The sequence below is a fragment of the Streptomyces sp. NPDC050448 genome (assembly GCF_040655295.1).
Lineage (GTDB): Bacteria > Actinomycetota > Actinomycetes > Streptomycetales > Streptomycetaceae > Streptomyces.
Genome location: NZ_JBFAJR010000013.1, coordinates 51,244 through 75,370, shown reverse-complemented (window position 1 = coordinate 75,370; position 24,127 = coordinate 51,244). Strand labels below are relative to the sequence as shown.

Below are 24,127 nucleotides of genomic sequence, written 5' to 3'. Positions count from 1 at the left end.
CCGGGGGTTTATGCGCAGCATTCTCTCCGTCAGCCATCCCACGGAAGTGCCACAAGGCCAGACGCGCACGTTCCAGTGCCGATGACGGGGGACGCCTACGGCGAGCCAGGCGTGGACCTCGGTGGGGGACCTTGGCTGTCCCCGGCCGCGAACTCCCTCACGAATGCGGCGCAGAACGCGGCCAGATCAGCCGGCCTGCGGCTCGTAACGAGCGTCGCGGGCGCCGCGTGACAAACGTGTACCTCCTCGTCCACCCAGGTACCGCCCGCGTTCCGGATGTCGGTCGCCAGACTCGGCCACGAGGTCAGCGTCCGGCCCCGTACGACATCCGCTTCCACGAGGGTCCAGGGTGCGTGGCAGATCGCCGCAACCGGCTTGCCGACGTCGAAGAAGCTCCGTACGAATCCGACCGCCCGCTCGTTCATGCGCAGGGCGTCGGGGTTGGCGACCCCGCCGGGCAGGACGAGCGCGTCGAAGGTGTCCGAGGTGTCACCGGCGAGCAGGTGGTCGACCGCGTAGGTACCCGCCTTGTCGAAGTGCCTGAACGCCTGGACCCGTCCGGGAGCGGTCGAGACCAGCTGCGCGATCCAGCCGTTCTCCCCCACCGCTTTCCAGGGTGCGGTGAGTTCGATCTCCTCCACGCCCGAGGGTGCAGTCAGGAACGCGATGCGCACGGCCCTCACTTCCTTCAGTGTCCGAGAGCGCGCTTGAGTTCCGTCTTGTCCATCTGGGAGCGGCCCTTGATGTTGCGCTGCTTGGCCTCGTTGTAGAGCTGCTCCTTCGTCGGGCCTTGGGAACCGCTGTCGGAGTGCTGCCCGCCGCGCTTGTAGGAGGACGTGTCGTTGAGGGAGGAGCGGCTCGCCGTCTTCGACTCGCCCGCGCGGGCGCGTTCCTTGTTGACGGTGCGGGCAGCGATCTCCTTGGCCCGCTTCGGGCTCTCACCGCGCTGCTCGGCACCCTCCTTTATGTGTTCGTACTGGCGTTCACGCTTGGGACTGGAACCGCGGGGCATGGTGACTCCTTGCCTGGGATGAGACCTCGATGACAAAACCGCTGCGGGGTCGGGTGGGGATTCGGTTCAGCGGGATGGACAGGTCTTGTTGCGGTACGGCGGGGTCGGTGGCGGCGAGGGCCGACGAAAGAGCGGTGAGCAGGGAGAGGGTGATGTCCTCACCCGGGCACCGGTGGCCGGTCCGCGCGTCGCCACCGCCCTGGGGGATCAGTTCGCCGGGGCCGGGTTCGCGGTCCAGGAAGCGCTCCGGGGCGAAGTCGTACGGCCGGTCCCAGAGTGCGGGGTCGTGATGGTGCCCGTACACGTCCAGCAGGAGGAGGGTACCCGCCGGGATCTGGTCACCGGCGAAGGTGAGTTCGCGGGCGGCCTGGCCTGCGATGAAGGGCACGAAGGGGTAGAACCGGCGGACTTCGTGAGCGAACGCGCGTGCGCGGGCGGGGCTGTCGATGCGCAGTTGGTCACGCCGGCCCGGATGGCGGTGGAGCGCGTGTGCGGCGAAGGTGACGTACCAGGTGACGGCGACGGTCGGACGGATGATGTTCAAGAGTTCGACGGCCGCCGTGTGCGGATCGAGCAGGGCGGAGTCCGCCCCACGGTGGAGGGCGACCGTCTCCAGCACCGTCCCGGAAGCCAGGTGTGGGTCGTCTGCGCGGACGCGGTTCACGGCGGCCATGAGGTCCCGCTCCTGGCGGTGCCTGGCACGGCGGGCGCGTACGTGCCGGGGTCCAGCGGTGGCGAACCCGTCCACCATGGCCACGCAGTCCTTGGCGATCTCTCGGGCCGCGTCGCCCGGGGCCGGCAGACCCACCCAGTCGCATATCGCCCCCGCGAGCAGCGTTGCCACCTCGTCGAACAGCACCACTGCGCGGCCCTCCCAGCGGGTCACGGCTTCGCGCCAGCCGCTCTCCACCCGCGCGGTCAGGCCACCGATGCCCTCGGGTGACATCAGCAGCGATGCCAGCAGCTCCTTGCGCGCCCGGTGCCGTGCTCCGTCCAGGGTGTGCACCGCTCCCCTGCCGAAGAGGGTGTCGAGCACCGGTGACGGCAGCGCACCGTGCCGCTCGACGCGGCTCTCGTCGTAGAAGAGGGCAACGGCATCGGGACCGTGCAGCAGCAGCGCGGGTCGCCCCACCAGGCGGGCGTGCACGACCGGCGCGTCGTCATGGGCCCGGCGTAGATCGGGTGCCCATGCATAGCCGTGGGCCAGCAGAGACAAGGTGCTGTCAATGTGGTGACCGGACATACCATCCACCTACCCGGGGCAGGGACGCGCATTCGGGCCGGTGTCCGATGGTCTCGGCAGACGGGTCAAGAGCCCATGGAGCGGAGGATGCGGAGGATCACGGATGGTCCTCGCTGCCTAGCCATACCGGCACCACCTCGATTTTATCGCTCCTTGATTTCATCGCTCCTTGCTCGACTGCCTGCGGCACCGCTGCGCGCGGCGACCTCGTCGAGCGAGCGCAAGAGGGTGGTCTCGCCCCAGTCCGACACCAGGGGCTGGGCGGTGGGTCAAGGGGACTCGGCTTGTCGGGCGCCTTCTCCGTGGTCTGACGGGGCGTGGCCTCGTCCACGGGCTGGCGGGTGCCGGGTCGGGGCGCCAAGTCGGCCTGGAAGATGACGTCGTTGGTGCGGTGGCCGTCCATAGTTGTCCGGGTCCTCGCCCGCAGACCCACCAAGAGCCAAAGCCCCTGGTCAGAGGCGTACGAAAGCCCTCCCGGCCGGAACCGGAAGGGCTGCCGCCGCTATCGACCGGCGACGCGGGGCGCGGGTCGCAGGTCATAGGGCGTGGGTCGTGGGATCAGCTCAGGCCTCTACTGCGTTCGCCGATGCGGTCACCCTGCGGAGTGCCGGCCCGCTTGAGGGCCGCCTTCGTGTGCAGTCCACCCTTGACCTTGCTCCGCACCGGCCCGCTGAAGCCGTGGCCTGCCGGGCGCGGCGGCCGATCCGGCTCCTGGGCCTGGAAGGCCTCTCGGAAATCCTGCTTCTGCTGCTCTTTGCTCATCCCGTCGTCAACTCCCTCGGGAAGCACCCAATCGGACTATTGGGATGGTATGCAGATATACGGAGCGACGCACCCGGACCGGATGTAAAAAAATCCCGATCAAGGACGCGGCGGAACCACGTGCTCCGGCGGCTCCGCCACCCGCCGGCTCAGCTCCTCCGGGCACGGCGTCCCCCGCGGCAGCTGGTACTTCGCCGCCACCCGGTACACCCCCGGCCCCGGCGCCAGCAGCTCCGTCCACACATCGCCCTCGGTGTCCGGAGCCGCCTTGAACAGGCACCCGGCCGTGTTCGCGTACTCCTTCGGCGGCGTGCCCGAGCCCCCGCCCCCTCTGCGCGCCTTCGACGCGAGCGTCTCCTGCGGCGGCGGCACCGGCCTGCCCGAACCGTCCACCAGCCCCAGCCACGGCGAGTGCGGGATCCGCACGAGCACCCGCCCGGCCGCCTTCACGTCGATGATCAGCTGGTCGGCGCCCGCCCGCACCACCGTGGCCTGCCCGGACACCAGGTCCGTCGGCTCGTCCACCTTGAAGAGCTGCCAGTTCGCGTCGCCCCATACCTGTTGCAGGTACGGGAGCCCCCCGCGCACCAGCTTCGCCTCGCCCTCCCCGCCCGAATCGGGTTTGTCGGCGGGCAGCACCACGTAGCGCACGGCCCAGCGGTCCAGCCAGCCCCGGTAGCTCTCGGCCGTGAGGGTGTCGTCGTAGAAGAGCGGGTTCCGCTCCAGGTCCGCCTGCCGGTTCCAGCCGCGCGCGAGGTTCACGTACGCGGGGAAGGCCGAGGACTCGCGGTGACTGCTGGCCGGGACCACCTCGACCCGGCCGCGCTCGGCACCCGCCTTCTTCAGCTGGTCGACCAGCGGGGCCAGCTCCCGGTTCCAGGCGGCCACCGGGGTGGTGCGCACGATGTCCGTGATGCTGTTGGAGGTGATCCAGAAGTTGACCCCGACGAACGCGAACAGCACCGCGTACCAGTGCCGGGTGCGCGGGACCGCGTACGGGAGGGCCGCGAGCAGCACGGCCCCGCCGAACAGCATGACCAGCCGGGTGACGTTCGAGCCGACCTGCGAGTCGATCGCCCAGGTCAGAAGGACGCCGACGGCGTAGACGGCGGAGGCGATCCGGACCGTCTTCCACCGCTTCGGTACGAGAAACAGGATCGCCAGCCCGAAGAGGAACGGCGGCGCGGCCGAGCCGAGCTTCATGGGCTGCGTCCCGGAGAAGGGGAACAGCCAGGCCGACAGCCCGACCACCGCCGCCGGGGCCAGCCCCAGCGCGTACGCCCCCGGGCGCCGCCCGGACAGGAACAGCGCGGCCGCGACCACCCCGAGGAACAGTCCGGCGACGGGGCTGGAGGCGGTCGCGACGCCGGCGAGCGGAGCCGCCACCGCGGCCTTGGCCCAGCGCCGCTCCGCCCATGTGCGGGGCCAGCAGAAGACGGCGGCGACCGCACCGAGCGCGAACATCGCGCCGAGCCCGAAGGTGACCCGGCCGGACAGGGCGTTGCAGAGCAGCCCGTACACCCCGGCCAGGGCCGGCCACAGCGGCTCGCGGACCGCGGCGCGGCTGCGGGTCAGGATCAGTGCGAGCAGCCCGGCCGAGACCGTGCCGGCGACCATCATCGTGGTCCGCACGCCGATCATGTACATCACGTACGGGGACACCACGCTGTACGAGACGGGGTGCATGCCGCCGTACCAGGCGAGGTTGTACGCCGAGTCCGGATGGCGGCCGACGAACTCGGCCCAGGCGTCCTGTGCGGCCAGGTCGCCCCCGCTGTTGGCGAAGCTGAAGAACCAGACGACGTGCAGCACCGCGGCCAGCGCGGTGGCGACCACCACCGGGTGCCGGCGGGCCCAGCCGAGGATGCCGGGGACCCCTATGCCGCCGGGCGCGGGAGCGGAGCCGGAGGCGGCGGCCTCGGGCACACCGGATCCGCCGGCGGCGGCTGGTGCGCTCCGGCCCTGTCTCTCGCCCTGGTTCTGGCCTTGGCCTTGGCCCTGGCTCTGCTGCTCAGCGGTGGTCACTGCCGTACTCCCCGGACGTCCCGGACTCCCCGGCGCATGGGTCGAACATGTGCGTCCCGTCTGTGTCCCGTTCCCGGGTCGCTAGACGCGCGGCGGCGCCCCGGGGTTGCCCGGGGCGCCGGAATCACGCGGTCACCTCACCGATGGCGGCGATCAGCCGACACGGGTCAGTTTGCTGCCGATGCCGGGCGCAACGAGATCACTCTGCAGCGCCACCGGCACCTTCACCTGGCTGGCCCCCTCGCCGACGGTCAGCACGCCGATCTCGGTGCCCGCCTTGGCGGTCTGCGGGAGCTTGGCGTCCCCGTCGGCCAGCTTGATGTCGACCGTGAGCGACGGCCAGCCGACCGCCTCCACGTCGGCGGTGGCCACGACCGGGGTGCGGCCGTCGAGGCCGTCGTCCACGTACCCGACGACGTCGCCCTTCTTCACCACGGTCGCGTTCACCAGCATCTTCTGCGTGGCGAGCATGACGTTCTTGCTGGCCCCGATGGCGGTGCCGAGGATCGGCACGCCGTGCTGGCCGAGGACCGCGCCGACGATCAGCTGGTTGGTCTTGCCGACCTTCTTCTCGGCGGCGAAGAGCAGGTTGCCGCCGGCCTTGGTGGTGGAGCCGGTCTTGAGGCCGACCGCGCCGTTGAACGGGACGAGGTCGTTCCAGTTGCGCCACGGCTTACCGGAGGGGTCGGTCCAGCTCGGCAGCTTGGTGATCGCGATCAGCTCGGGCATCTCGACGACCTTCAGGCCGAGCTTGACCTGGTCCTCGGCGGTGCTGACCGTCGTCGCGTCCAGACCCGAGGGGTCCGTGTACGTGGTGTTGGTCATGCCGAGGTCCTTGGCGGCCTCGTTCATCTTCTTGACGAACGCCTCCTGGTCGCCGCCGCTGTCCCAGCGGGCGAGGAGCCGCGCGACGTTGTTCGCCGACGGGATCATGATCGCGGCGAGGGCGTCGTACTCGGAGATCTTGTCGCCCGCCTTGAGCGTGTTGACCGTGGACTCGCCGTCGGAGTCCTTGTTGCCGTCGTCGACCGCGGTCTTGTCGATGTCGATCATCGGACCCTTTTCCCCCTTCTTCAGGGGGTGGTTCTTCAGGATCACGTACGCCGTCATCGTCTTGGCGACACTGCCGATGGCGATCGGCTTCTGCTCGCCGAAGCTGCCGACGGTGCCGAGGCCGGCCGCGGCCATGTACGCCTGGCCCTCCTTCGGCCACGGCAGGACCGGGTTGCCGCCGTCGAAGGTGTACGAGGCCTTCGCGGTCATCCTGAGCTTCGGCTCGGGCATCGGGCGCACGAGCTGGACGACCGCGAGGATGATCGCGAGGAGCACGACGAGCGGGGCGTAGATCTTGAACCGCCGCGTGGCCGTGCGCAGGGCGCTCGGCGGCGGGGGCGGGTTGTTGGTGAGGTCCGCGAGCATGTCGAGCGGCGGCTTGGGCGGCAGCGGCTGCTGCGTGGTCCGCTCGGTCCGCTCGGGAACGACCGGCGTGGCCGCGGCGGCCGCCGGGGCCGGGGCCGGGGCCGATGCCGCGGGCTTGGCGGCCGCAGGGCCCCCGTCCTTGCGCAGCGGCACGAACGTGCTGGCCCGCTCCCCACCGACCGCCTTCGGCGGCACGGGCCGGGAGGCCACGGGCTTCTCGGGGGCCGACGCCGATGCGGACTCCGATGCCGGAGCCGGAGCCGGCGCCTTCGTGCCCGGCTTCACGGCCCGGAAGACGGCGGTGCGCTCGCTGTCGCCCGGGTCCTCGGCAGGCTTCCCTGCGGGCTTCCCGGCAGCAGCCGGCGCGGCCTTCGCGCCCCCGGAAGCGGAATCCGGCTTCACCGCGCGGAACACGGCGGTGCGCTCACTGTCCGCCGACTCGTCGGAAGCCTTGCCCGCGGCGGGGGCCTTCGCGGCACCCGAGACGGAATCCAGCTTCGGAGCCCGGAAGACGGCCGTGCGCTCGCTGTCCCCCGCGTCCACGGCGGCGGGGGAAGAGCCCGGGGTGTCGCCCTTGCCGTTGTCCTTCGCGTTGCCCTTGGCGTCACCGGAACCGGAGCCCGGCTTGGCGGACGCCTGGGCAGCACCCGAACCGGAACCCCCGGCAGGGCTTCGGTCACCGTCGACCGGCTTCTCGGCGGCGGGCGCCGGGGCACCCGTACCGCTCCCCGGCTTCACGGCACGGAAGACCGCGGTGCGCTCGCTGTCCGCCGCCCCCTTGGCCGAGGCCTCGGCAGCAACGTCCGCACCGCCCTTGGCCGAAGCGGACGCGGACGCGGAACCCGGCTTCACCGCACGGAAGACCGCGGTGCGCTCGCTGTCCGCCGCCCCCTTGGCCGAGGCCTCGGCAGTGGCTTCCGAGTCACCCTTGGCGGAAGCGGAACCCGAATCCGGCTTCCCGGCCGACGCATCGGCAGCGGCCGGCTTCGCAGCCGCGGACGCCGGGGCATCCGTACCGCCCTTGGCGGAGGCCGAAGCCGAGCCCGGCTTCGCCGCGGCCGACGCCGGCTCGCCCGCAGAAGCGGAATCGGAGTCGGAGTCGGAATCGGAGCCGTCCGAGTCCGGCTTCGGTGCACGGGAGACCGCGGTGCGCCCGCTGTCGGGCCCAGACGAGTCGGACTCGGAGTCCACCCGTCCGGAGGACCCGGCGCCCGGCTTCGGCTTATCGGCGGAGCCATCGGCTTCCGCGTCGGACGTCGCCACCCACGCCGCCACCGCCTCGCGCAGCGGATCCCGGTTCTTGCCCTCACCGGATGCGGTCTCGGACTCGGGTTCCCGCGGCCGCAACACCGACAACCTCGGGTCACGCTCCGCGGAGGACCTCGCCGCCCCCGACGCTCCTTCATCAACCGACTTGTCGGGGGACTCGCCCGCCACCAGTTCCTCCTCGATCGCGCCGCGTCCGGCTGTCCGAATGTCTAACAGTGTCCCGTGTCGGGGGCATCGCCCTCGTGCTAGACGAGAACGACATAGCGCCGGTTCCCCCACAAAGCGACCAGGCGCTCTCGACAGATGAATGTGAGAGGCGTCACCCTGTCACTCATCCACGCGGGGAGGCATGGATGGGCAGGAGCCGCAGAACAATTCCGGAGGAGCTTCTGCTGCTCGCTTTGGACCCGACCACGGGTACCACGGCGCAGCCGCAGTCGCTCGACCTCGGCCTGGCCGGGGCACAGCTAGTAGAGCTGGCTCTGGCAGGACGGATAGCCCCTGACGGGGATCGTATCGCCGTGGTGATGCCACGGCCGACAGGAGATCCGACTCTGGACTCCGCACTGGAACTGCTGCGCAGGCGCGGCAGCCCGGTACGGGCCGTCCACTGGATCGGTGGACCCCGGTTGGGGCTCCGCCAGATTTACCTCGCTCATCTGGAGCGTTGCGGCATGGTCCATGCCGTCGCGGGACAGATGTGCGGAGTGCTGCCGACGACTCGCTACCAGGCGACCGACACGGCGATCAGCCGGGAGATCCGTGCCCGGCTCGACAGTGCGATCCGCACCGGCGTACCGCCGGACCCGCGGACCGCGGCGCTCGCCGCACTGGCCCACGCGGTCGGACTCGGCAAGCACCTGTACCCCGGCAACGAGGGGCGGTCGTCCAGGTCCCGGCTGCGGGATCTGATCCGGCACGACCCGATGGGCGGACTCGTGGCGCATGCCGTCATGGACGTCCAGAACGGTGTGGCTGCGCAGCCGCGCCGTGACCGCGCACCGGCGGCTCCGCCGCCCGCCCGGGCCACGGCGAACGGCGTTCCGCTGCAGGCACGCCGGACGGGCGCGATGGCCCGCGCGGCCGCGCACTGATCCACCGATCACGGCTCTACGGATTCACCGCTCCACCGAACCGCCATCGCCGCAACCGGCGTCCCCGATGACCCGGTTCGGGAGCCGCCAGCGCGCGGGATGGCGAGGCCGGTCCGCCGGCCCCGCCGTCCCGCGCGTCGGCGTTTCCGCGCCGTTCTCCGGCGCCGCCCCGCCCTTCGGTGGCAGTCTGCTCACCATCAGACACGCTGAGAGACAGAACCAGAAGAAGGCGGAGGTGCCGTTCAAGTGGCGTCCAATGTCAATCCCACCGTCCGACGCCGCCGACTGGGCATGGAGTTGCGCAAGCTCCGCGAAGACAAGGGCATGACGGCCGAGCAGGTCGCCGAGCGCCTCCTCGTCTCCCAGTCGAAGATCAGCAGGCTGGAGAACGGCCGCCGTTCCATCAGCCAGCGCGACGTCCGCGACCTGTGCGACGTGTACGAGGTCGAGGACCGCCGGCTCGTCGACTCCCTCATGCAGATGGCCAAGGACTCCCGCCAGCAAGGCTGGTGGCACGCCTTCGGCGACATCCCGTACAGCGTCTACATCGGCCTCGAGACCGATGCCGCCAGCCTGCGCACCTACGAACCCCAGATGGTGCCCGGCCTGCTCCAGACCCCGGAGTACGCCCAGGCCCTCATCCGCGGCGCGCTGCCCGAGACGGCCCCGGTCGACGTGGAGAAGCGCGTCCAGGTGCGGATGCACCGGCAGAAACGACTCTCCGAGACGGACAACAACAACCCGGAGGTCGGGCCGCTGCGGCTGTGGGCGGTCATCGACGAGGCCGCGCTGCGCCGGCACGTGGGCGACCCCCAGCTGATGATCAAGCAGCTCGAGTACCTGATAGAGCAGTCCGAACAGCCGTACATCACCGTGCAGGTGATGCCGTTCTCGATGGGCGCCCATCCGGGCGTGAACGGCCAGTACGCCATCCTGGAATTCCCGGATGCGTCCGACTCGACGGTCGTCTACATCGAGGGCGTGACGAGCGATTTGTACCTGGAGAAGGCCAACGACGTTCAGAAGTACAGCGTGATGTACGAGCACCTGCGCGCGCAGGCTCTCAATGTCGAACAGACACGGCAGTTCATCGCCGAGATCATCGGCGAGTATGCGGGCAAGGGGAAGTAAAAGCGGAGGCAGCGGACACCGTACGGGCGGGCAGGTGGCGAGGGGGGCCGGTACGGTACACCGTCTCTCCCCAGCCACAGAAGTCCTGAATGGAATATGCCACCCGGTCGGGTGAACGACCCCTTCACCCGTCGGAAGGTGCCGGTAGCGTCGATCACGTCGGTCAGGGAAACCGAAATGGCCGACACCTCACTGGCACAACTCGCTGAACCGGAGAGAAACATGGCTATTCGTCAGGGCGCCACGGACAACTGGACCAAGTCCTCCTACTCCGGCGGCAACGGCGCCTGCGTCGAGGTCAAGTCCCCCGTCATGGAGGCCATCGCGGTGCGCGACTCCAAGGTGCAGGACGGCCCGTCCCTCACCTTCGCGCCGGGCTCCTGGACCTCGTTCGTCACCGACGTCACCGAAGGCCGGCTGGGGCGCCTCGCCTGAACGTCAGGACGTACGACCCCACCGATCCCCCCTGTGCACCACGCACAACAGCTGCATTGCCTGCATTACAGGCAGTACCCGCACCACCTGCACCACTGACTGGAGCCCTCTCGACTGGCCCGCCGTCCCGGCCGAGGGGGCTCGGCCATGTCCGGCTCCGCCCCGCGCCCGCGTTCCGCGTTCCGGCTAGCGGAGCTGGTCGACGTACCGGTCGGTCCCCGGCACCGTCGGGATGAACGGCGCCACCAGCTCCACCCGCCCCAGCCCGGCCTCGGCCACCTCGGCGTCCAGCCCCCGGAACCGGTCCCAGCAGGTACGCGGATCGGCCTCCAGGAACCACAGCAGCGTCAGCCGGGTGTCGACCCCCTCGACCTGCTTGACGTACGTCATCCGGTCGCCGGGCAGCGGGGTCGGCCGGAAGACCGTCACCATCGCGGCCGGTGAGCCGTGCAGCCGCTTCGGCAGGGCGCGCGAGCGCAGCCACTCCAGCAGCTCCGCCCGCTGCTCGGGCCCGTCGGCGTCGACGACCTGCACCACGAGGCCGGCGTACGGGTGGTCGAGTGCGTGGAAGTCCCGGGGGCCGGCGGCCCCGTCGCGGTAGACCGTGGCCTCGTGGTCCTGGAAGGCTGTGAAGACGTGGGTGCGGTCCTGGTAGACGCGGCCGTCCCGGCCCAGTCGCTTGTTGATGCCGACGGTCCACTTCATGTGCTCGTCGTAGCGGCCCTCGGTGACCCAGTACGTGGACATGTAGCACCCGGCGGTGACGGGCTGGGCGACGGCCGACTTCTCCGGGTAGCGCAGTTCCTGGAGTTCGCGGGTGGCGACCCAGCGGCGGCCCGCGTACATCCAGGGCATGGCCATGGCACCGGCGTAGTAGTGGTCGTCCTCGTACCAGCGGTTGTACGCGTGCTCGTGACCCGGGTGCGGTTCGACCATGGTGATCAGCGCATGGCCGGGCCGGACGCCGTACGGTCCGACGGCCGCGAGCTCTGCGTAGGCGTCTGCGCGGGTCTCCTGGCTCTGCTCTTCTGTCGTCATGGGGAAGTTGTCTAGCTGATGAGACGTCAGATGGGGAGGGGGTGCGGGGCGTTCCACCCCTTGACATATAGGTGCCGTATGCATCTTTTCGTGGCCAGGATGCGCGCACCCGCCTCCACAGAAGGAGCATCCATGCCGTCCGCCGCCACCGCAGCCGCCCTCCTCCCGTCGCCGCCGCCCGCGTTCGCCGCCCGCGCCGTCGCCGCCGCCGGCTCGCCCATCCGCGAGATCCTCGCCCTCACCGCGCGCCCCGGGATGATCTCCTTCGCCGGCGGCCTGCCCGCACCGGAGCTCTTCGACACCGAGGGCCTGCGGGCCGCGTACGACGCCGCGTTCGCGGTGTCCGCGAGCCGGGCGCTGCAGTACTCGACCACCGAGGGCGCGCCGGAGCTGCGGGAGGCGGTGGCCGCGCGGGCGACGGCCCGGGGGCTGGGGACCACCGCGGACGACGTACTGATCACCACGGGGTCCCAGCAGGCCCTCTCGCTGATCACCTCGACGCTCGTCGAGCCGGGCGACGCGGTCCTCGTCGAGAACCCGACCTACCTGGCGGCGCTCCAGTGCTTCGGACTGGCGGGGGCGCGGGTCATCCCCGTCCCCTGTGACGAGCAGGGGATCCTGCCCGACGCGCTGGAGGAGATCGTGGCGAGGGAACGCCCCAAGCTCCTCTACTCGGTGCCCACCTTCCAGAACCCCACCGGGCGCACCCTGCCGGGCGCCCGGCGGGCGGCGGTGGCGGAGATCGCGGCGCGGTGCGGACTGTGGCTGGTGGAGGACGACCCGTACGGAGACCTCCGGTTCGAGGGGGCCGAGGTCCCGTGGCTCGCGGCGCACCCGGGGGCGGAGGACCGTACGGCGCTGCTCGGGAGCTTCTCGAAGATCATGGCTCCGGGGCTCCGGCTGGGCTGGCTGCGCGCGCCGGCCGCGCTGCGGCGGGCGGCGGTGGTGACCAAGCAGGCGGCGGACCTGCACACGTCGACGGTGGACCAGCTGGCGGCGGCCCACTACCTGCGCGAGGTGGACCTCGACGCGCACGTCACCACGGTCCGTACGGCCTACCGGGCCCGGCGCGACGCCCTGCTGGCGGGCCTGGGCGCGGCCCTTCCTGCGGGCTCGGCCTGGAACCGCCCGGAGGGCGGCATGTTCGTCTGGGCCCGCCTCCCGGAGGGCCACGACGCGACGGCCCTGCTGACCGCGGCGATATCGCGCGATGTGGCCTTCGTCCCCGGAGCCCCCTTCTACACGGGCACCCCGGACCCCCGCACCCTGCGCCTGTCGTTCACGACGCACACGCCGCAGGAGATCGGGGAGGGGCTGGCGCGGCTGGAATCGGCGTGGTGAGGGGCCATCTGCCCCTGGCCGAAGCCGAGATGGGCGACCGGTCTCTGACAGAATCGGCGTCAATGAGAGCGATACATGGATTCAGGCCACTGTGGCTGGCCGGCACCGTCCTGATGGCCGTCACCTCGATCGCGGGATGCGACGGCTCCGGCAGCACGGGAGGCGGCGCACCGGCCCGCAGCCCCTCCTCCTCCTTCCCGAACATCTCGGGACCGGAACCGTCGCTGCCGCCGCTGCCCGGCGGCAGCGGCGCCGGCGGCAGCGGCGGAGATCCGGCCAAGCCGGTCGACTTCCAGGGCGGCGGCGCCGTCATCCGGCCCGACGGCTCCATGACGTTCCCCCTGGACGCGTACGACTCGGCGGAGGACGAGGCGGTGCTCGCACGGGCCGAGACGGCGCTCGGCGAGGAGTGCATGCGGACCAAGGGGCTGGAGCTGCCCGCCTCGCTCAGGATGGAGAGCGGGCCCGCGCAGCCCGCTCCGTACGTGCTCTTCGGTGTGATCGACATGGAGACCGTCAAGGTCTCCGGCTACCGGGAGCCGTCCCCGCCCGGCGCCCCGGCCGATTCCCGTGCCGCTCCCTCAGCCTCCCCCTCGGCCTCCCCCGCGCCGTCCCCGGCCGCCGGGGCGCCCGCGGGCCCCGGGGCCGGGGCCGGGGCCGGGAACAGCCCGGCGCAGGACTCCGGGGAGATCGCGCCGGCCGTGGCCGAGGCGTTCTTCGACGATCCGCGCAAGGGCAAGGTCGGCTGCGAGGGACAGGCACGCGCGAAGGTGCACGGCCAGGATCCGCAGACCCTGTTCACCCTGCTCCAGGACTACCGCTCGGAGGCCCTCGCCGCCGCCCAGGGCGACAGCCGCGTACGGGCCGCGACGGCCCGGTGGAGTGGCTGCATGAAGGACGCCGGCTTCAACTACCCGGACCCGCTGGCCCCCGGACACGACCGGACTCTCCTGGGCCGGGGCCTGCCCACTCCGGCGGGCGCCACCCTGCCCCCGCCGTCCCCCGCCGAGATCGAGGTCGCGGTCGCGGACATCACGTGCAAGCGCCGGACGCAGTACCTGCAGACCGTCGCCCTCGCCGACGCCGCCTATCAGCAGCAGATCATCGGCAAGCAAGGCCAGCGCCTGCGCGCCGCGCAGCAGGAGCAGAAGCAGCACGTGGAGGCGGCCGGGAAGATCCTCGCGGCCGGCCGCTAGGCGGGGCCTCACACCTCAGCGGGGCGAACGCAGGCGGGGCCTGCCGAAACGATTCGGCAGGCCCCGCCTCACACCTCAGCGCCAGCGCTGGTTCTTGGACGTGTTGACGTCGTTGACGTTGGCGTAGATGCCGCCGTGGCCCTCGTCGTCCAGGATGTAGCCGGTCTGGCGATTCCTGAGCTTCCAGCCGGTCGAGGTCGAGATCTCGTCCCACCGCTGCCACGAGTTCGTCTGGTCGCGCCGGGGGTTGCAGTCCTCGGTGTAGACCTGCCGGTAGTAGCCCACGAGGCACTTCCCGGAGTGATGGGCCTGCAGGTTGTAGCTGCCGTCACCGTTCTGAATCTCCAGCCACCCGTCCCAGTCCGAGACGGACTGCACCTCGTCACCCCTGACGGAGCCGTCGTCGTACGAGCTCAGCCAGCGGTCGGTCTGCTTGTTCCGCCAGGTGACCCAGCCGTCCGCCTGGGCCGGGGCGGCGACCGCCACCAGCACCGGGACAGCCGCGGCGAGCACAAGCGCCCTGACCATTTTCTGCTTCATGCAGGTTCCCTCCGTACACGGGGGACCGGTCGGCCGGGGGCACACCCCGCACCACCCTCCCCCAACCAGGCATGATGTGTGACTTTCAGTCAACCTGGCCGAGAATAGCAGGACTTGATCACCCTTCAGGCTTATCGGTCATCCCGCCCGGGAGCCGCCGGGACGGGGGGCGCGGCCGCCACCCCCGACCCCTTCCCTCCCGTGCCTCCGCGCCGTAACCTGACGCCCCGTCAGAAATTGGGAGCACCCCTCGCCGGGAGGCACGCGCATGCTGCTGCAAGGGAAGACCGTCATCGTCTCCGGCGTCGGAGCCGGACTGGGGCACCAGGTGGCCGCCGCCGTCGTGCGGGACGGCGGGAACGCCGTGCTCGGGGCGCGGACCGAGGCCCATCTCGTCAAGTCCGCCGCCGAGATCGACCCCGACGGGACCCACACCGCCTACCTGCCGACCGACATCACCGACGAGGGCCGGTGCGCGGCCCTGGCCGAGCTCGCCCGCGCCCGCTTCGGCGGGATCGACGCCGTCGTCCACGTCGCCGCCTGGGACTCGTACTTCGGCGGCCTCCAGGACGCCGACTTCGGCACCTGGCAGCAGATCATCGATGTCAATCTGCTGGGGACGCTGCGGATGACGCGGGCCTGCCTGCCCGCCCTCAAGGAAGGCGGCGGCTCCGTCGTCATCATCGGGACGCAGTCCGCCGTGGCCGCGCCCAACGAGGTGCAGCAGGCCGCCTACGCCGCCTCCAAGGGCGCGCTGACCTCCGCGATGTACTCCATGGCCCGCGAGCTCGGCCCGCACCGGATCCGGGTCAACACCGTGCTGCCCGGCTGGATGTGGGGGCCGCCCGTACAGGCCTTCGTCACCTTCACCGCCCACACCGAAGGCGTCCCCGAAGCCGAGGTGCACGCCCGGCTCACCGAGCGCATGGCGCTGCCCGACCTGGCCACCGACGGGGACGTCGCCGATGCCGCCGTGTTCCTCGCCTCCGACCGGGCGCGGGCGATAACCGGCCAGTCCCTGCTGGTCAACGCCGGTGAGCTGATGCGATGAGCCCCCTGAGCCCCCTCGCCGCCGGGCCGTCGGATCGTATGCTCACCGCATGACCACTCCGAGTGACGCTCCGACCGAAAACGCGATGCGCCGCGCGCTCCGGAGGGCCCGCGACGGCGTCGCGCTCGACGCGACCGAGGCAGCCGTACTCCTCCGGGCGCGCGGCGAGGACCTCGAAGACCTCGCCGCCTCCGCCGCCCGGGTCCGCGACGCAGGCCTGGAGGCCGCCGGGCGGCCCGGCGTCATCACGTACTCGAAGAGCGTGTTCATCCCCCTCACCCGCCTGTGCCGCGACAAGTGCCACTACTGCACCTTCGCCACCGTCCCCGGCAAGCTCCGCCGGGCCGGCCACGGGATGTACATGTCCCCCGACGAGGTGCTCGACATCGCCCGCCGCGGCGCCGCACTGGGCTGCAAGGAAGCGCTCATCACCCTCGGCGACAAACCCGAGGACCGCTGGCCCGAGGCGCGCGAGTGGCTCGAAGCGCAGGGGTACAGCGACACCATTTCGTACGTACGGGCCATCTCCATCCTGATCCTGGAGGAGACGGGCCTGCTGCCCCATCTCAATCCGGGTGTGCTGTCGTGGGCCGACTTCCAGCGGCTCAAGCCGGTCGCGCCCTCGATGGGCATGATGCTGGAGACCACGGCCACGCGTCTGTGGTCCGAGCCCGGCGGCCCGCACTTCGGCTCCCCCGACAAGGAGCCGGCGGTGCGCCTGCGGGTGCTGGAGGACGCCGGACGGTCCTCCGTGCCGTTCACTTCCGGACTGCTCATCGGGATCGGGGAGACGTACGAGGAGCGCGCGGAGTCGCTGTTCGCGCTGCGCCGCATCTCCCGCGCCTACCACGGCATCCAGGAGCTGATCATCCAGAACTTCCGCGCCAAGCCGGACACGGCGATGCGCGGCATGCCCGATGCCGAGCTGGACGACCTCGTCGCCACGGTGGCCGTCGCCCGGCACATCATGGGCCCCTCGGGCTGCCTCCAGGCGCCGCCCAACCTGGTCGACGGGGAGTACGCCCGGCTGATCCGCGCCGGCATCGACGACTGGGGCGGCGTCTCGCCGCTGACCCCCGACCACGTGAACCCCGAGCGCCCCTGGCCCCAGATCGACGTGCTGGCCGAGCAGTCCGCGGCGGCCGGCTTCGCGCTGCGCGAGCGGCTCTGCGCGTACCCGGAGTTCGTGCAGCGCGGCGAGCCGTGGCTGGACCCGCGGCTGCTGCCGCACGTACGGGCGCTCGCCGATCCGGAGACGGGCCTCGCGAACCCGGACGCCGAGGTCACCGGCCACCCGTGGCAGGAGCCGGACGAGGGGTTCGCCGCGTACGGGCGCACCGACCTGCACACCGCCATCGACACGGAGGGCCGCACCGGGGACCGGCGCGAGGACTTCGACCACGTGTACGGGGACTGGGAGGCGCTGCGCGAGGCGGCGGCGCCCGGCATGGTCCCGGAGCGCATCGACACCGACGTGCGGGCGGCGCTCGCGCAGGCCGCCGACGATCCGACGGAACTGACCGACGCGCAGGCGCTGGCGCTGCTGCACGCGGACGGCCCGGCGCTGGACGCGCTGTGCCGGATCGCGGACGACCTGCGCAGGTCGGTGGTGGGCGACGACGTCACGTACATCGTCACGCGGAACATCAACTTCACGAACGTCTGCTACACCGGCTGCCGCTTCTGCGCCTTCGCGCAGCGCCGCACCGACGCCGACGCGTACACGCTGTCGCTGGACCAGGTCGCCGACCGGGCCGCCCAGGCCTGGGACGTGGGCGCGGTCGAGGTGTGCATGCAGGGCGGCATCCATCCGGACCTGCCCGGGACGGCGTACTTCGACATCGCGCGCGCGGTGAAACAGCGGGTGCCCGGGATGCACGTGCACGCCTTCTCCCCGATGGAGGTCGTCAACGGGGCCACGCGGACGGGGATGTCCGTACGGGAATGGCTGACGGCGGCCAAGGAGGCCGGGCTGGACTCCATCCCGGGCACGGCGGCGGAGATCCTGGACGACGAGGTCCGCTGGGTGCTGACCAAGGGGAAGCTGCCGGCGGCGGACTGGATCGATGTCATCACGACGGCGCACGAGCTCGGGATCCGGTCCTCGTCGACCATGATGTACGGGCACGTGGACCAGCCGCGCCACTGGCTGGGGCACTTCCGCACCCTGGCCCGGATCCAGCAGGCCGCGCTGTCCAACAACGTGGGCGGCTTCACGGAGTTCGTGACGCTCCCGTTCATCCACACCAACGCCCCCGTGTACCTGGCGGGCATCGCCCGGCCCGGCCCGACGGTCCGCGACAACCGCGCGGTGACGGCGATGGCCCGGATCCTGCTGCACCCGTACATCACCAACATCCAGACGAGCTGGGTGAAGCTGGGCGCGGAGGGAGCGGCCGAGATGCTGCGGTCGGGAGCCAACGACCTCGGCGGCACGCTGATGGAGGAGACCATCTCCCGCATGGCCGGATCGAGTTACGGCTCGTACAAGTCCGTCCGGGACCTGATCGCCGTCGCGGAGACCGCCGGGCGGCCCGCCAAGGCCCGTACGACGCTGTACGGGGAGGTGCCGCAGGAGCGGCAGCAGGCGGCGCGCGCCTCGGACGGGCACCTGCCGGAGCTGCTGCCCGTACTGGACTAGGACGGGACGCGGTGGGGCCCGGCCCGGGAACGATCCCGGGCCGGGCCCTCGTCGTCACCGCTGCGCGCGCCGTCAGCCGACGAGGAGGTCCTTCTTGAGCTGCTTCAGCTCGCGGGCGTCCAGGCCGAGCCCGTCGCTCAGGTAGCGGTCGAAGGTGCCGTACTTCGCCTTGACCTCGTCGTAGCCGGAGTTCAGGTACTCGGGGCGCACGTCGAGCATCGGCTTGTAGACGGCTGCCTGCTGGGCCGGCAGGTGCGACAGGACCGCGTCGTTGGCGGCCTTGCGGTAGTCGTTGCTGGCCAGGTAGTCGGCCATGACGGTGTCGCCCGGCACGCCGAGGGCGGTCAGCAGGGTGGCGTTCGCCCAGCCGGTGCGGTCCTTGCCGGCGGTGCAGTGGAAGAGGACCGCGCGGTCGCGGTCGCGCTCCAGGCCCGCGAAGACCTGGCCGTACGCCTTCTTGCCGCCCTCGCCGCCGACCATCGCCTTCTCGGCGTCGACCATGGCCTTGACGGCCTCGTCGGGCGATTTCGGCAGGGTCTGGAAGGAGCCGGAGCCGGCGAAGACGTCGGCGACGGTGTACTTGGCGCCGGCCGGGACCTTGTCGGCGTCCTTGGTGCGCTCGCTCTCCATGCGGAGGTCGAAGACGGTCCTGACGCGCAGGCGCCGGAGCTTGGCCAGGTCGGCCTCGGTCAGCTTGTCGAGGGCGTCGGAGCGGTAGACCTCGCCCATCTTGACCCACTGGCCGGTGGTGGTGCGGTAGCCGCCCGCGTCGCGGAAGTTGACCGCCCCCTCCAGCTTGATCAGCCGGTCGGCGAGGTGCAGGCCGACGCCGCGGCCGGGCTTGAAGTCGAACCACTGGCGGTCGGCGGCGGGCAGCCCCGACACCGTTGCGCTGCCCTCGGCTCCGCCCTTTGCGACGACCTTGCCGTTCGCCTTGATCTCGACCCGCTTGATGCCCGGGGCCTTCCACTTCAGGGTGTACGCACCGCCGGCGGAGGCGGTGGCGGTGACGGTGGCCTCGGTGAAGGGGATGGCGGTCCGGCTGTGGTGGTGGCCGGTCCAGGGGAGGTCCCAGCCGGTGGAGGCCGAGGCGGCGGTGGCGGCGGGGGCTGCGACCAAGGAAGCGGTGAGCGCGGAGGCGACGACGGTCGTGGCGAGGAGTGCCTTCTTCATGCCCCTGAGGCTGTTGGCCGCCGAAGAACTCTGCATGAACGAGACATGGCCGAAACCGACCGACTCCAAGGCGAGTGGCAAAACGTGCCACTCGGGGATCAGGGCCGATCAAGGCGCGCTACCTGCACATCTTCCGACCTTTTCGGACCGGATGTGAACGAGATGTCTGCAGGCTGCTGGTCTTCGCCCCTGTACGCATTCCGGCCTTTCTGCGCGCGCATACGGGCCGCTGGACCGCCTCCCTCCGGATTCGATCGGACGTGTCCATTACAGTGCGCGCCAAAGCATGCGGGGGCGGGCGAGGAGATCGCGATGGACACGGCGACCGAAAAGGCGGCCGGCGGGCACGCAGCACCGGACGGCCCCGGGACCGGCCCGAAGACCGGTCCCGGAACGGGGGCCGGGGTCGAGACCGGGTCCGCGGCCGGGACCGGGATCCGGGCCGGGACCGGGATCCGGGCCGAGGCCGGGAGCGGGGCTGGGGCCGGGACCGGGGCTGGGGCCGGGACCGGGGCTGGGGCTGGGGCCGAGGCCGGCGCTAGGACTGGCGCTGGGATCCGGGTCGGGTCCGGCACCGGGGCCGGGGTCGACAGTAGGGCCGGGAGCGGGAGCGGGGTACGGAGCGGCGGTACCCTCGGCGGCCGCGCCGCACTGGCCACCGGCCTGTGGGGGCGCGCCGAACAGCAGGACTTCCGCAGCCGCGTCCGCGGCACCCTCCTCGGCTCCGCCCTCGGCGACACCTTCGGCGCCGCCGCGGCCGGCCTCCCCCTCGACGCCATCCGCGAGGCGCACGGCCCGCAGGGCCTGACCGAGCCCGCCCCCGCGTACGGCCGCCGCGGCGCGGTCACCGCCGCCACCCAGCTCACCCTGTTCACCGTCGACGGGCTGATCCGGGCCCACGTACGCCGGGACACCGGCGCCTGGCACCCGCCCACCGACATCCACCGCGCGTACCTGCGCTGGGCCGCCACCCAGCGCGACTGGGGCCCCGACGAGCGCCGCAAGGACAACGGCTGGCTCGCCCGCGAGGAGTGGCTCTACGCCCGCCGCGGCGCCGACCGCGCCTGTACGACCGGCTTCGCCGACGACATCCTCGGCACCCTCGACCGGCCGAAGAACCCCACCGCCCGCGACGCGGCCGCCGCCACCCGTTCGGCCCCCTTCGGCCTGCTGGTCGGCTGGGATCCCGCTCTGGTCCTCCAACTCGCCACCGAGTGCGCCGCGCAGAGCCACGGCCACCCCACCGCGTACCTCTCCGCCGGGGCCTTCGCCGTCATCGTCCACGGCCTCACCCGCGGCGACTCCCTCGACGCGGCCATCCAGCGCGCCCTCGGCGTGCTCGGCGCCCGCCCGGGCCACCGGAGCGTCACCGACGCCCTCCAGCGCGCCGTCGCGGCCGTCCCGCAGGGCCCGCCCTCCCCGGACGCCGTCGCCTCCCTCGCTCCGGGCGAGGGCCGCGGCGCCGAGGACGCCCTCGCCGTCGCCGTCTACTGCGCCCTGGTCGCCGAGGACGTCCCGCACGGCCTGCGCCTCGCCGTCAACCACGGCGGCGATTCCACCGCCACCGGCGCCCTCTGCGGCGCGCTGCTCGGCGCCCTCCACGGCGAGACCGCCCTCCCGGGCGCCTGGCTCGCGGACCTCGAAGGCCGCGCCACCCTGCTGGAACTCGCCGACGACTTCGCCCTCGAGATGACCCAGGGGCCCTCCCTGCACGGCCCGGCGGTCTCCGCCCCGGGCTGGCCTGCCCGCTACCCCTGCGGCTGACGCCCCCTCAACAATCCGACCCGCAGGCCGTAGCGTGGCCCTTCGCCGGTCCCGGGAGTCACGGACAACCCGTACAGCCGGGAGGACCCGGACAGCCCGGAGATCCCGGACAGCCCTGGAGAGCCACGGAGGTGCCCTCAGCCATGCGGATCGCCACGACCATCTTCCTGACCGACCACACCATCTCCCCCGTCCGCCTCGCCCGTTCCCTCGAGGAGCGCGGGTTCGCCGGGCTCTACCTCCCCGAGCACACCCACATCCCGGTCAGCCGCGACACGGCCGCGCCCATGGGCGGCGAGCTCCCGGAGATGTACGGGCGCACCCTCGACCCCTTCGTCGCCCTCGGCCAGGCCGCCGCCGTGACCGAGCGCCTCACCGTCGGCACCGGCATCACCCTGGTCGCCCAGCACGACCCGATCGACCTCGCGAAGCAGGTCGCCACCCTGGACCACCTCTCCGGCGGCCGCTTCACCCTCGGGATCGGCTACGGCTGGAACGTCGAGGAGGCCGCCGACCACGGCGTCGACTGGCGCACCCGCCGCGAACTGGTCCGGGACCGGATGGCCCTGATGCGCGCCCTGTGGGCCCCGGAACCCACCGCGTACGTCGGCGAGTTCTCCTCCGTCCAGGCCAGCACGGCCTACCCCAAGCCGGTAAGGCCGCCGCGCGAGCTCGGCCCCGGCCACCCCCTCCACGGCCCCCGCACCCTGATCGGCGGCGCGGCCGGCCCGAAGCTCTTCTCGGCCATCGCCGACCACGCCGACGGCTGGCTCCCCATCGGCGGCGGCGGGCTCTCCGAGTCCCTGCCGGTGCTGCGCCAGGTCTGGGAGACCGCGGGCCGCGACCCGAAGAGCCTCCAGGTGGTCCCGTACGCGGTCCAACCGAATCCCGGCAAGCTCGGCCACTACGCCGACCTGGGCATCGAGGAGGTCGTCCTCCAGCTCCCGTCGGCCGAGGAGGCCGAGATCCTGCGCGTGCTGGACGCCTACGCGCAATACCTCTGAGCCGCTAAATCGGTCGACGTGGGCGAGGCCGCGGCCCGACCATGACCCCGAGAGGGGGCTGATCCATGCCGGGCCAGCGCAAGCGCAAACGGAGCAGGGAGCGGGCCTACCGCCGGGCTGCGGACGTACCCGGCCACTGGGAGCCGCTGTTCTCGACCCAAGAGCATGCGGAGATGAAGGAGTACGTCCGCCGCCTCCACGCCGAGAGCAAGGTCACCGACCCGGCGCACCTGCGCATCGACATGTTCTGCGGCCGCCTCGTCCACCCGACCTCCTATCGGGTGAGCATCTTCGTCCCGGAGGGATCCGAATGAACCACCAGTGGGAGAGCCTCCCGGCCGGCATCCGCGAACAGGCCGACGGGTACGTCCTCCAGGACCGCCTGATGTATGCGGTCCGGACGGTCTGGGAGGCGGGCCGCGCCCAGGGCCTCGGCCTGAACGCGGCCCAGGGACTGATCTCCGCCCGCTACGAGCACTTCGGTGACCGGGTGGCCCGCACCCCCGACTCCCCGGTCGACCTCGACTCCCTCGCGGCCCGTGCCGCCGGCCTCCCGGGCCGTGTGGTGGCGGTCGAGGCCGTCTGGGACGGGGACACCGTCCACGACTGGTTCGTGGAGCTGCTGGCCATCACCGACGCCCCCGCCGGGCAGCGCCACCTGGCCACCATCTACTGGGGCACGGCCGTCCGCGCCCTCGGCGACACCGACCCGGGCCCCCTCGCCCCGCATGCCGCCCTGGCCACCCGGGCGGGCTCGGCACTGGCGACCCACCTCGGCGTCCCGTTCCACTTCGCCAGCCCGACCAAGCCCGACGACGAGGCCCCCCGCTGGCGGCCCTGACGGGGCGGTGCGGCGCGCTCAGTCCGCGATGCGCCGCACGGGCTGCCCCGTGATGCGGGCGATGGTCTCGAAGTCCGCGTCCTGGTGGAGGACGGTCAGTTTGTGATGCTGCGCGGTGACGGCGACGAACAGGTCCACCGGGCTCGCGCACTGGTGGCAGCCCTCGTCGGCCATCCTCTGCTGGAGCTCCGAGGCGTCCTCCCAAACGGAGTCACGGGCCACGAAGTACGGGAAGGTCTCCCGAAGCAGACCGTCGGCCTCGTAGTAGGCCGGACGGCCCCCGACGGCACGCAGGAACTCCTGGCGAACCGGTTCACACAACCCCACGACTCCTGAGGTGACCACCTCGTCCCATGCGGGAGCGGCCTGCCGGCGGTAGAAACGGACGAGTGCGCTCGTATCGATCAGGAAGCTCTCGCTCACGCGACGGATTGCCTTCCCGGCTCCCGCACGCCCCCGGCATCGCCACCTTCAATGGCGGAGAAGTCGATCTCGCCGTCGGCGACCATCTGCCGCATACGCTCAACCGCAGCAGCTCTGCGGCGGCGATCGGCGATCTCCCGCAGGGCGGCGTTCACGGTGTCCCGCTTGGTCGTGGTGCCGAGGTGCCGGGCTGCTTCCGCCAAGGCCTCGTCGTCCAGGTCGATCACCGTTCGGGACATCGCGGCCTCCAGACCGGGCGTATATACGATTCCCAAAAAAGATATCACCGTCGGCCGAGCTCGGCCCAGACCGTCTTGCCGATCAGTCGGTCCACGGCCCCCCAATCGGCGGCGAGGGCGTCGACGATGCGCAGGCCGTAGCCGCCTTCGGCCTGGTACACGTGCGGCTGCACCGCGGGCCGCCGCTCCCGGCGGGCGTCGGACACCTCGATGCGGAGCACGCCCTCGAGGAGCGTCAGCTTGAGCTCGAAGTCCCGGCCGGGGGCGTGGCCGTGGGTGACGGCGTTGGCGGTGAACTCGGCGACGATCCGCTCCGCGTCCTCGGACAGCGGGGTGCGGTGGGGGATCCCCCAGCTGTGCAGCTCGACGAGGGCCAGGCAGCGGGCCAGGCGGGCGCCGCGCCGGGTGCTGCTGAAACGCTGCGTGAACACGCGTACGAGGGTCTGGGTGGGGCCAGAGGGTGTGGTCATGGAGCCAACGTCCCGC

At 71.8% G+C, this 24,127-nt stretch carries 23 protein-coding genes; 11 read left to right on the top strand and 12 right to left on the bottom strand.

Going from position 1 to position 24,127, the window contains the following annotated elements; translation table 11 throughout:
• Window positions 1–95 precede the first annotated feature (95 nt).
• The 6 genes from AB0I68_RS17790 to AB0I68_RS17765 all read right to left on the bottom strand — a co-directional run bounded on the left by AB0I68_RS17790 (window position 96) and on the right by AB0I68_RS17765 (window position 7,808).
• Window positions 96–674, bottom strand: a complete 579-nt coding sequence (locus AB0I68_RS17790) for a type 1 glutamine amidotransferase domain-containing protein (protein WP_363178239.1) — start codon at window positions 672–674, stop codon at window positions 96–98.
• A gap of 14 nt (window positions 675–688) precedes the next feature.
• Complete coding sequence (locus AB0I68_RS17785) at window positions 689–1,012, bottom strand: plasmid stabilization protein (protein ID WP_363178238.1); 324 nt, start codon at window positions 1,010–1,012, stop codon at window positions 689–691.
• Entirely contained in the window at window positions 984–2,255 is a 1,272-nt protein-coding gene (locus tag AB0I68_RS17780) for a cytochrome P450 (RefSeq protein WP_363178237.1), read from the bottom strand. Before AB0I68_RS17780 ends, AB0I68_RS17785 begins: the two co-directional genes overlap by 29 nt.
• 558 nt (window positions 2,256–2,813) lie before the next feature.
• Entirely contained in the window at window positions 2,814–3,017 is a 204-nt protein-coding gene (locus AB0I68_RS17775) for a hypothetical protein (RefSeq protein WP_363178236.1), read from the bottom strand.
• A 99-nt stretch (window positions 3,018–3,116) separates the two neighbouring features.
• A complete protein-coding gene (locus AB0I68_RS17770; RefSeq protein WP_363178350.1) occupies window positions 3,117–4,898 on the bottom strand; it encodes an MFS transporter in 1,782 nt (593 codons plus the stop codon).
• Window positions 4,899–5,195: 297 nt separating this feature from the next.
• The gene (locus AB0I68_RS17765) at window positions 5,196–7,808 is read right to left on the bottom strand and encodes a hypothetical protein (RefSeq protein ID WP_363178235.1); all 2,613 of its coding nucleotides are present in this window, start codon (window positions 7,806–7,808) and stop codon (window positions 5,196–5,198) included.
• A 275-nt stretch (window positions 7,809–8,083) separates the two neighbouring features.
• On the opposite strand from AB0I68_RS17765, the gene AB0I68_RS17760 reads away from it, so the two are divergent.
• The 3 genes from AB0I68_RS17760 (at window position 8,084) to AB0I68_RS17750 (ending at window position 10,390) form a co-directional block, all read left to right on the top strand.
• Window positions 8,084–8,824 (top strand): GPP34 family phosphoprotein, encoded by a 741-nt coding sequence (locus tag AB0I68_RS17760; RefSeq protein ID WP_030302629.1) that lies wholly within the window; start codon window positions 8,084–8,086, stop codon window positions 8,822–8,824.
• 246 nt (window positions 8,825–9,070) lie between these two features.
• Window positions 9,071–9,955 carry a helix-turn-helix transcriptional regulator gene (locus tag AB0I68_RS17755; RefSeq protein WP_363178234.1) on the top strand — a complete coding sequence of 295 codons (885 nt, stop codon included), beginning with the start codon at window positions 9,071–9,073 and terminating at the stop codon, window positions 9,953–9,955.
• Window positions 9,956–10,177: 222 nt separating this feature from the next.
• Complete coding sequence (locus tag AB0I68_RS17750; protein ID WP_363178233.1) at window positions 10,178–10,390, top strand: DUF397 domain-containing protein; 213 nt, start codon at window positions 10,178–10,180, stop codon at window positions 10,388–10,390.
• A 186-nt stretch (window positions 10,391–10,576) separates the two neighbouring features.
• On the opposite strand, the gene AB0I68_RS17745 is transcribed toward AB0I68_RS17750, so the two are convergent.
• Entirely contained in the window at window positions 10,577–11,428 is an 852-nt protein-coding gene (locus AB0I68_RS17745; RefSeq protein ID WP_363178232.1) for a hypothetical protein, read from the bottom strand.
• A gap of 132 nt (window positions 11,429–11,560) precedes the next feature.
• On the opposite strand from AB0I68_RS17745, the gene AB0I68_RS17740 reads away from it, so the two are divergent.
• Both AB0I68_RS17740 and AB0I68_RS17735 read left to right on the top strand, forming a co-directional pair.
• The gene (locus AB0I68_RS17740; RefSeq protein ID WP_363178231.1) at window positions 11,561–12,769 is read left to right on the top strand and encodes a PLP-dependent aminotransferase family protein; all 1,209 of its coding nucleotides are present in this window, start codon (window positions 11,561–11,563) and stop codon (window positions 12,767–12,769) included.
• Between the two features lie 62 nt (window positions 12,770–12,831).
• Window positions 12,832–13,965: a hypothetical protein gene (locus AB0I68_RS17735; RefSeq protein WP_363178230.1), complete on the top strand. Its 1,134-nt coding sequence runs from the start codon at window positions 12,832–12,834 to the stop codon at window positions 13,963–13,965.
• Window positions 13,966–14,040: 75 nt separating this feature from the next.
• Here AB0I68_RS17735 and AB0I68_RS17730 read toward each other — a convergent pair whose 3' ends face one another.
• Window positions 14,041–14,505, bottom strand: coding sequence for a hypothetical protein (locus AB0I68_RS17730; protein ID WP_363178229.1), 465 nt, complete (start codon window positions 14,503–14,505; stop codon window positions 14,041–14,043).
• 268 nt (window positions 14,506–14,773) lie between these two features.
• Between AB0I68_RS17730 and AB0I68_RS17725 the strand changes: the two genes are divergently transcribed.
• Both AB0I68_RS17725 and AB0I68_RS17720 read left to right on the top strand, forming a co-directional pair.
• The gene (locus tag AB0I68_RS17725; RefSeq protein WP_363178228.1) at window positions 14,774–15,556 is read left to right on the top strand and encodes an SDR family oxidoreductase; all 783 of its coding nucleotides are present in this window, start codon (window positions 14,774–14,776) and stop codon (window positions 15,554–15,556) included.
• 49 nt (window positions 15,557–15,605) lie between these two features.
• Window positions 15,606–18,197, top strand: coding sequence for a bifunctional FO biosynthesis protein CofGH (locus AB0I68_RS17720; RefSeq protein WP_363178227.1), 2,592 nt, complete (start codon window positions 15,606–15,608; stop codon window positions 18,195–18,197).
• A gap of 72 nt (window positions 18,198–18,269) precedes the next feature.
• Here AB0I68_RS17720 and AB0I68_RS17715 read toward each other — a convergent pair whose 3' ends face one another.
• Window positions 18,270–19,370, bottom strand: coding sequence for a tyrosine-protein phosphatase (locus AB0I68_RS17715; RefSeq protein WP_363178226.1), 1,101 nt, complete (start codon window positions 19,368–19,370; stop codon window positions 18,270–18,272).
• Between the two features lie 651 nt (window positions 19,371–20,021).
• On the opposite strand from AB0I68_RS17715, the gene AB0I68_RS17710 reads away from it, so the two are divergent.
• From AB0I68_RS17710 to AB0I68_RS17695, 4 genes are all read left to right on the top strand, one after another.
• Window positions 20,022–21,134, top strand: a complete 1,113-nt coding sequence (locus tag AB0I68_RS17710; protein ID WP_363178349.1) for an ADP-ribosylglycohydrolase family protein — start codon at window positions 20,022–20,024, stop codon at window positions 21,132–21,134.
• Window positions 21,135–21,277: 143 nt separating this feature from the next.
• Window positions 21,278–22,138 carry an LLM class F420-dependent oxidoreductase gene (locus AB0I68_RS17705; RefSeq protein ID WP_363178225.1) on the top strand — a complete coding sequence of 287 codons (861 nt, stop codon included), beginning with the start codon at window positions 21,278–21,280 and terminating at the stop codon, window positions 22,136–22,138.
• A gap of 65 nt (window positions 22,139–22,203) precedes the next feature.
• Window positions 22,204–22,452 (top strand): hypothetical protein, encoded by a 249-nt coding sequence (locus AB0I68_RS17700; protein WP_363178224.1) that lies wholly within the window; start codon window positions 22,204–22,206, stop codon window positions 22,450–22,452.
• Window positions 22,449–22,979, top strand: coding sequence for a hypothetical protein (locus AB0I68_RS17695; RefSeq protein ID WP_363178223.1), 531 nt, complete (start codon window positions 22,449–22,451; stop codon window positions 22,977–22,979). Before AB0I68_RS17700 ends, AB0I68_RS17695 begins: the two co-directional genes overlap by 4 nt.
• An 18-nt stretch (window positions 22,980–22,997) precedes the next feature.
• Here AB0I68_RS17695 and AB0I68_RS17690 read toward each other — a convergent pair whose 3' ends face one another.
• Genes AB0I68_RS17690 through AB0I68_RS17680 form a run of 3 tightly spaced genes read right to left on the bottom strand, consistent with a single transcriptional unit; the run spans window position 22,998 to window position 24,111 of the window.
• Window positions 22,998–23,402: a PIN domain nuclease gene (locus tag AB0I68_RS17690; RefSeq protein WP_363178222.1), complete on the bottom strand. Its 405-nt coding sequence runs from the start codon at window positions 23,400–23,402 to the stop codon at window positions 22,998–23,000.
• Window positions 23,399–23,641 (bottom strand): type II toxin-antitoxin system VapB family antitoxin, encoded by a 243-nt coding sequence (locus tag AB0I68_RS17685; RefSeq protein ID WP_363178221.1) that lies wholly within the window; start codon window positions 23,639–23,641, stop codon window positions 23,399–23,401. Before AB0I68_RS17685 ends, AB0I68_RS17690 begins: the two co-directional genes overlap by 4 nt.
• Window positions 23,642–23,685: 44 nt before the next feature.
• Window positions 23,686–24,111, bottom strand: coding sequence for an ATP-binding protein (locus AB0I68_RS17680; RefSeq protein WP_363178220.1), 426 nt, complete (start codon window positions 24,109–24,111; stop codon window positions 23,686–23,688).
• Window positions 24,112–24,127 lie beyond the last annotated feature (16 nt).

Bases quoted from the DNA above. Each gene is read 5' to 3' on its own strand.
- AB0I68_RS17775 (WP_363178236.1), bottom strand. From the start codon at position 3,017: ATGAGCAAAGAGCAGCAGAAGCAGGATTTCCGAGAGGCCTTCCAGGCC.
- AB0I68_RS17785 (WP_363178238.1), bottom strand. From the start codon at position 1,012: ATGCCCCGCGGTTCCAGTCCCAAGCGTGAACGCCAGTACGAACACATA.
- AB0I68_RS17715 (WP_363178226.1), bottom strand. From the start codon at position 19,370: ATGAAGAAGGCACTCCTCGCCACGACCGTCGTCGCCTCCGCGCTCACC.
- AB0I68_RS17725 (WP_363178228.1), top strand. From the start codon at position 14,774: ATGCTGCTGCAAGGGAAGACCGTCATCGTCTCCGGCGTCGGAGCCGGA.
- AB0I68_RS17750 (WP_363178233.1), top strand. From the start codon at position 10,178: ATGGCTATTCGTCAGGGCGCCACGGACAACTGGACCAAGTCCTCCTAC.
- AB0I68_RS17740 (WP_363178231.1), top strand. From the start codon at position 11,561: ATGCCGTCCGCCGCCACCGCAGCCGCCCTCCTCCCGTCGCCGCCGCCC.
- AB0I68_RS17680 (WP_363178220.1), bottom strand. From the start codon at position 24,111: ATGACCACACCCTCTGGCCCCACCCAGACCCTCGTACGCGTGTTCACG.
- AB0I68_RS17745 (WP_363178232.1), bottom strand. From the start codon at position 11,428: ATGACGACAGAAGAGCAGAGCCAGGAGACCCGCGCAGACGCCTACGCA.
- AB0I68_RS17705 (WP_363178225.1), top strand. From the start codon at position 21,278: ATGCGGATCGCCACGACCATCTTCCTGACCGACCACACCATCTCCCCC.
- AB0I68_RS17720 (WP_363178227.1), top strand. From the start codon at position 15,606: ATGACCACTCCGAGTGACGCTCCGACCGAAAACGCGATGCGCCGCGCG.
- AB0I68_RS17735 (WP_363178230.1), top strand. From the start codon at position 12,832: ATGAGAGCGATACATGGATTCAGGCCACTGTGGCTGGCCGGCACCGTC.
- AB0I68_RS17730 (WP_363178229.1), bottom strand. From the start codon at position 14,505: ATGAAGCAGAAAATGGTCAGGGCGCTTGTGCTCGCCGCGGCTGTCCCG.
- AB0I68_RS17700 (WP_363178224.1), top strand. From the start codon at position 22,204: ATGCCGGGCCAGCGCAAGCGCAAACGGAGCAGGGAGCGGGCCTACCGC.
- AB0I68_RS17780 (WP_363178237.1), bottom strand. From the start codon at position 2,255: ATGTCCGGTCACCACATTGACAGCACCTTGTCTCTGCTGGCCCACGGC.
- AB0I68_RS17695 (WP_363178223.1), top strand. From the start codon at position 22,449: ATGAACCACCAGTGGGAGAGCCTCCCGGCCGGCATCCGCGAACAGGCC.
- AB0I68_RS17685 (WP_363178221.1), bottom strand. From the start codon at position 23,641: ATGTCCCGAACGGTGATCGACCTGGACGACGAGGCCTTGGCGGAAGCA.
- AB0I68_RS17760 (WP_030302629.1), top strand. From the start codon at position 8,084: ATGGGCAGGAGCCGCAGAACAATTCCGGAGGAGCTTCTGCTGCTCGCT.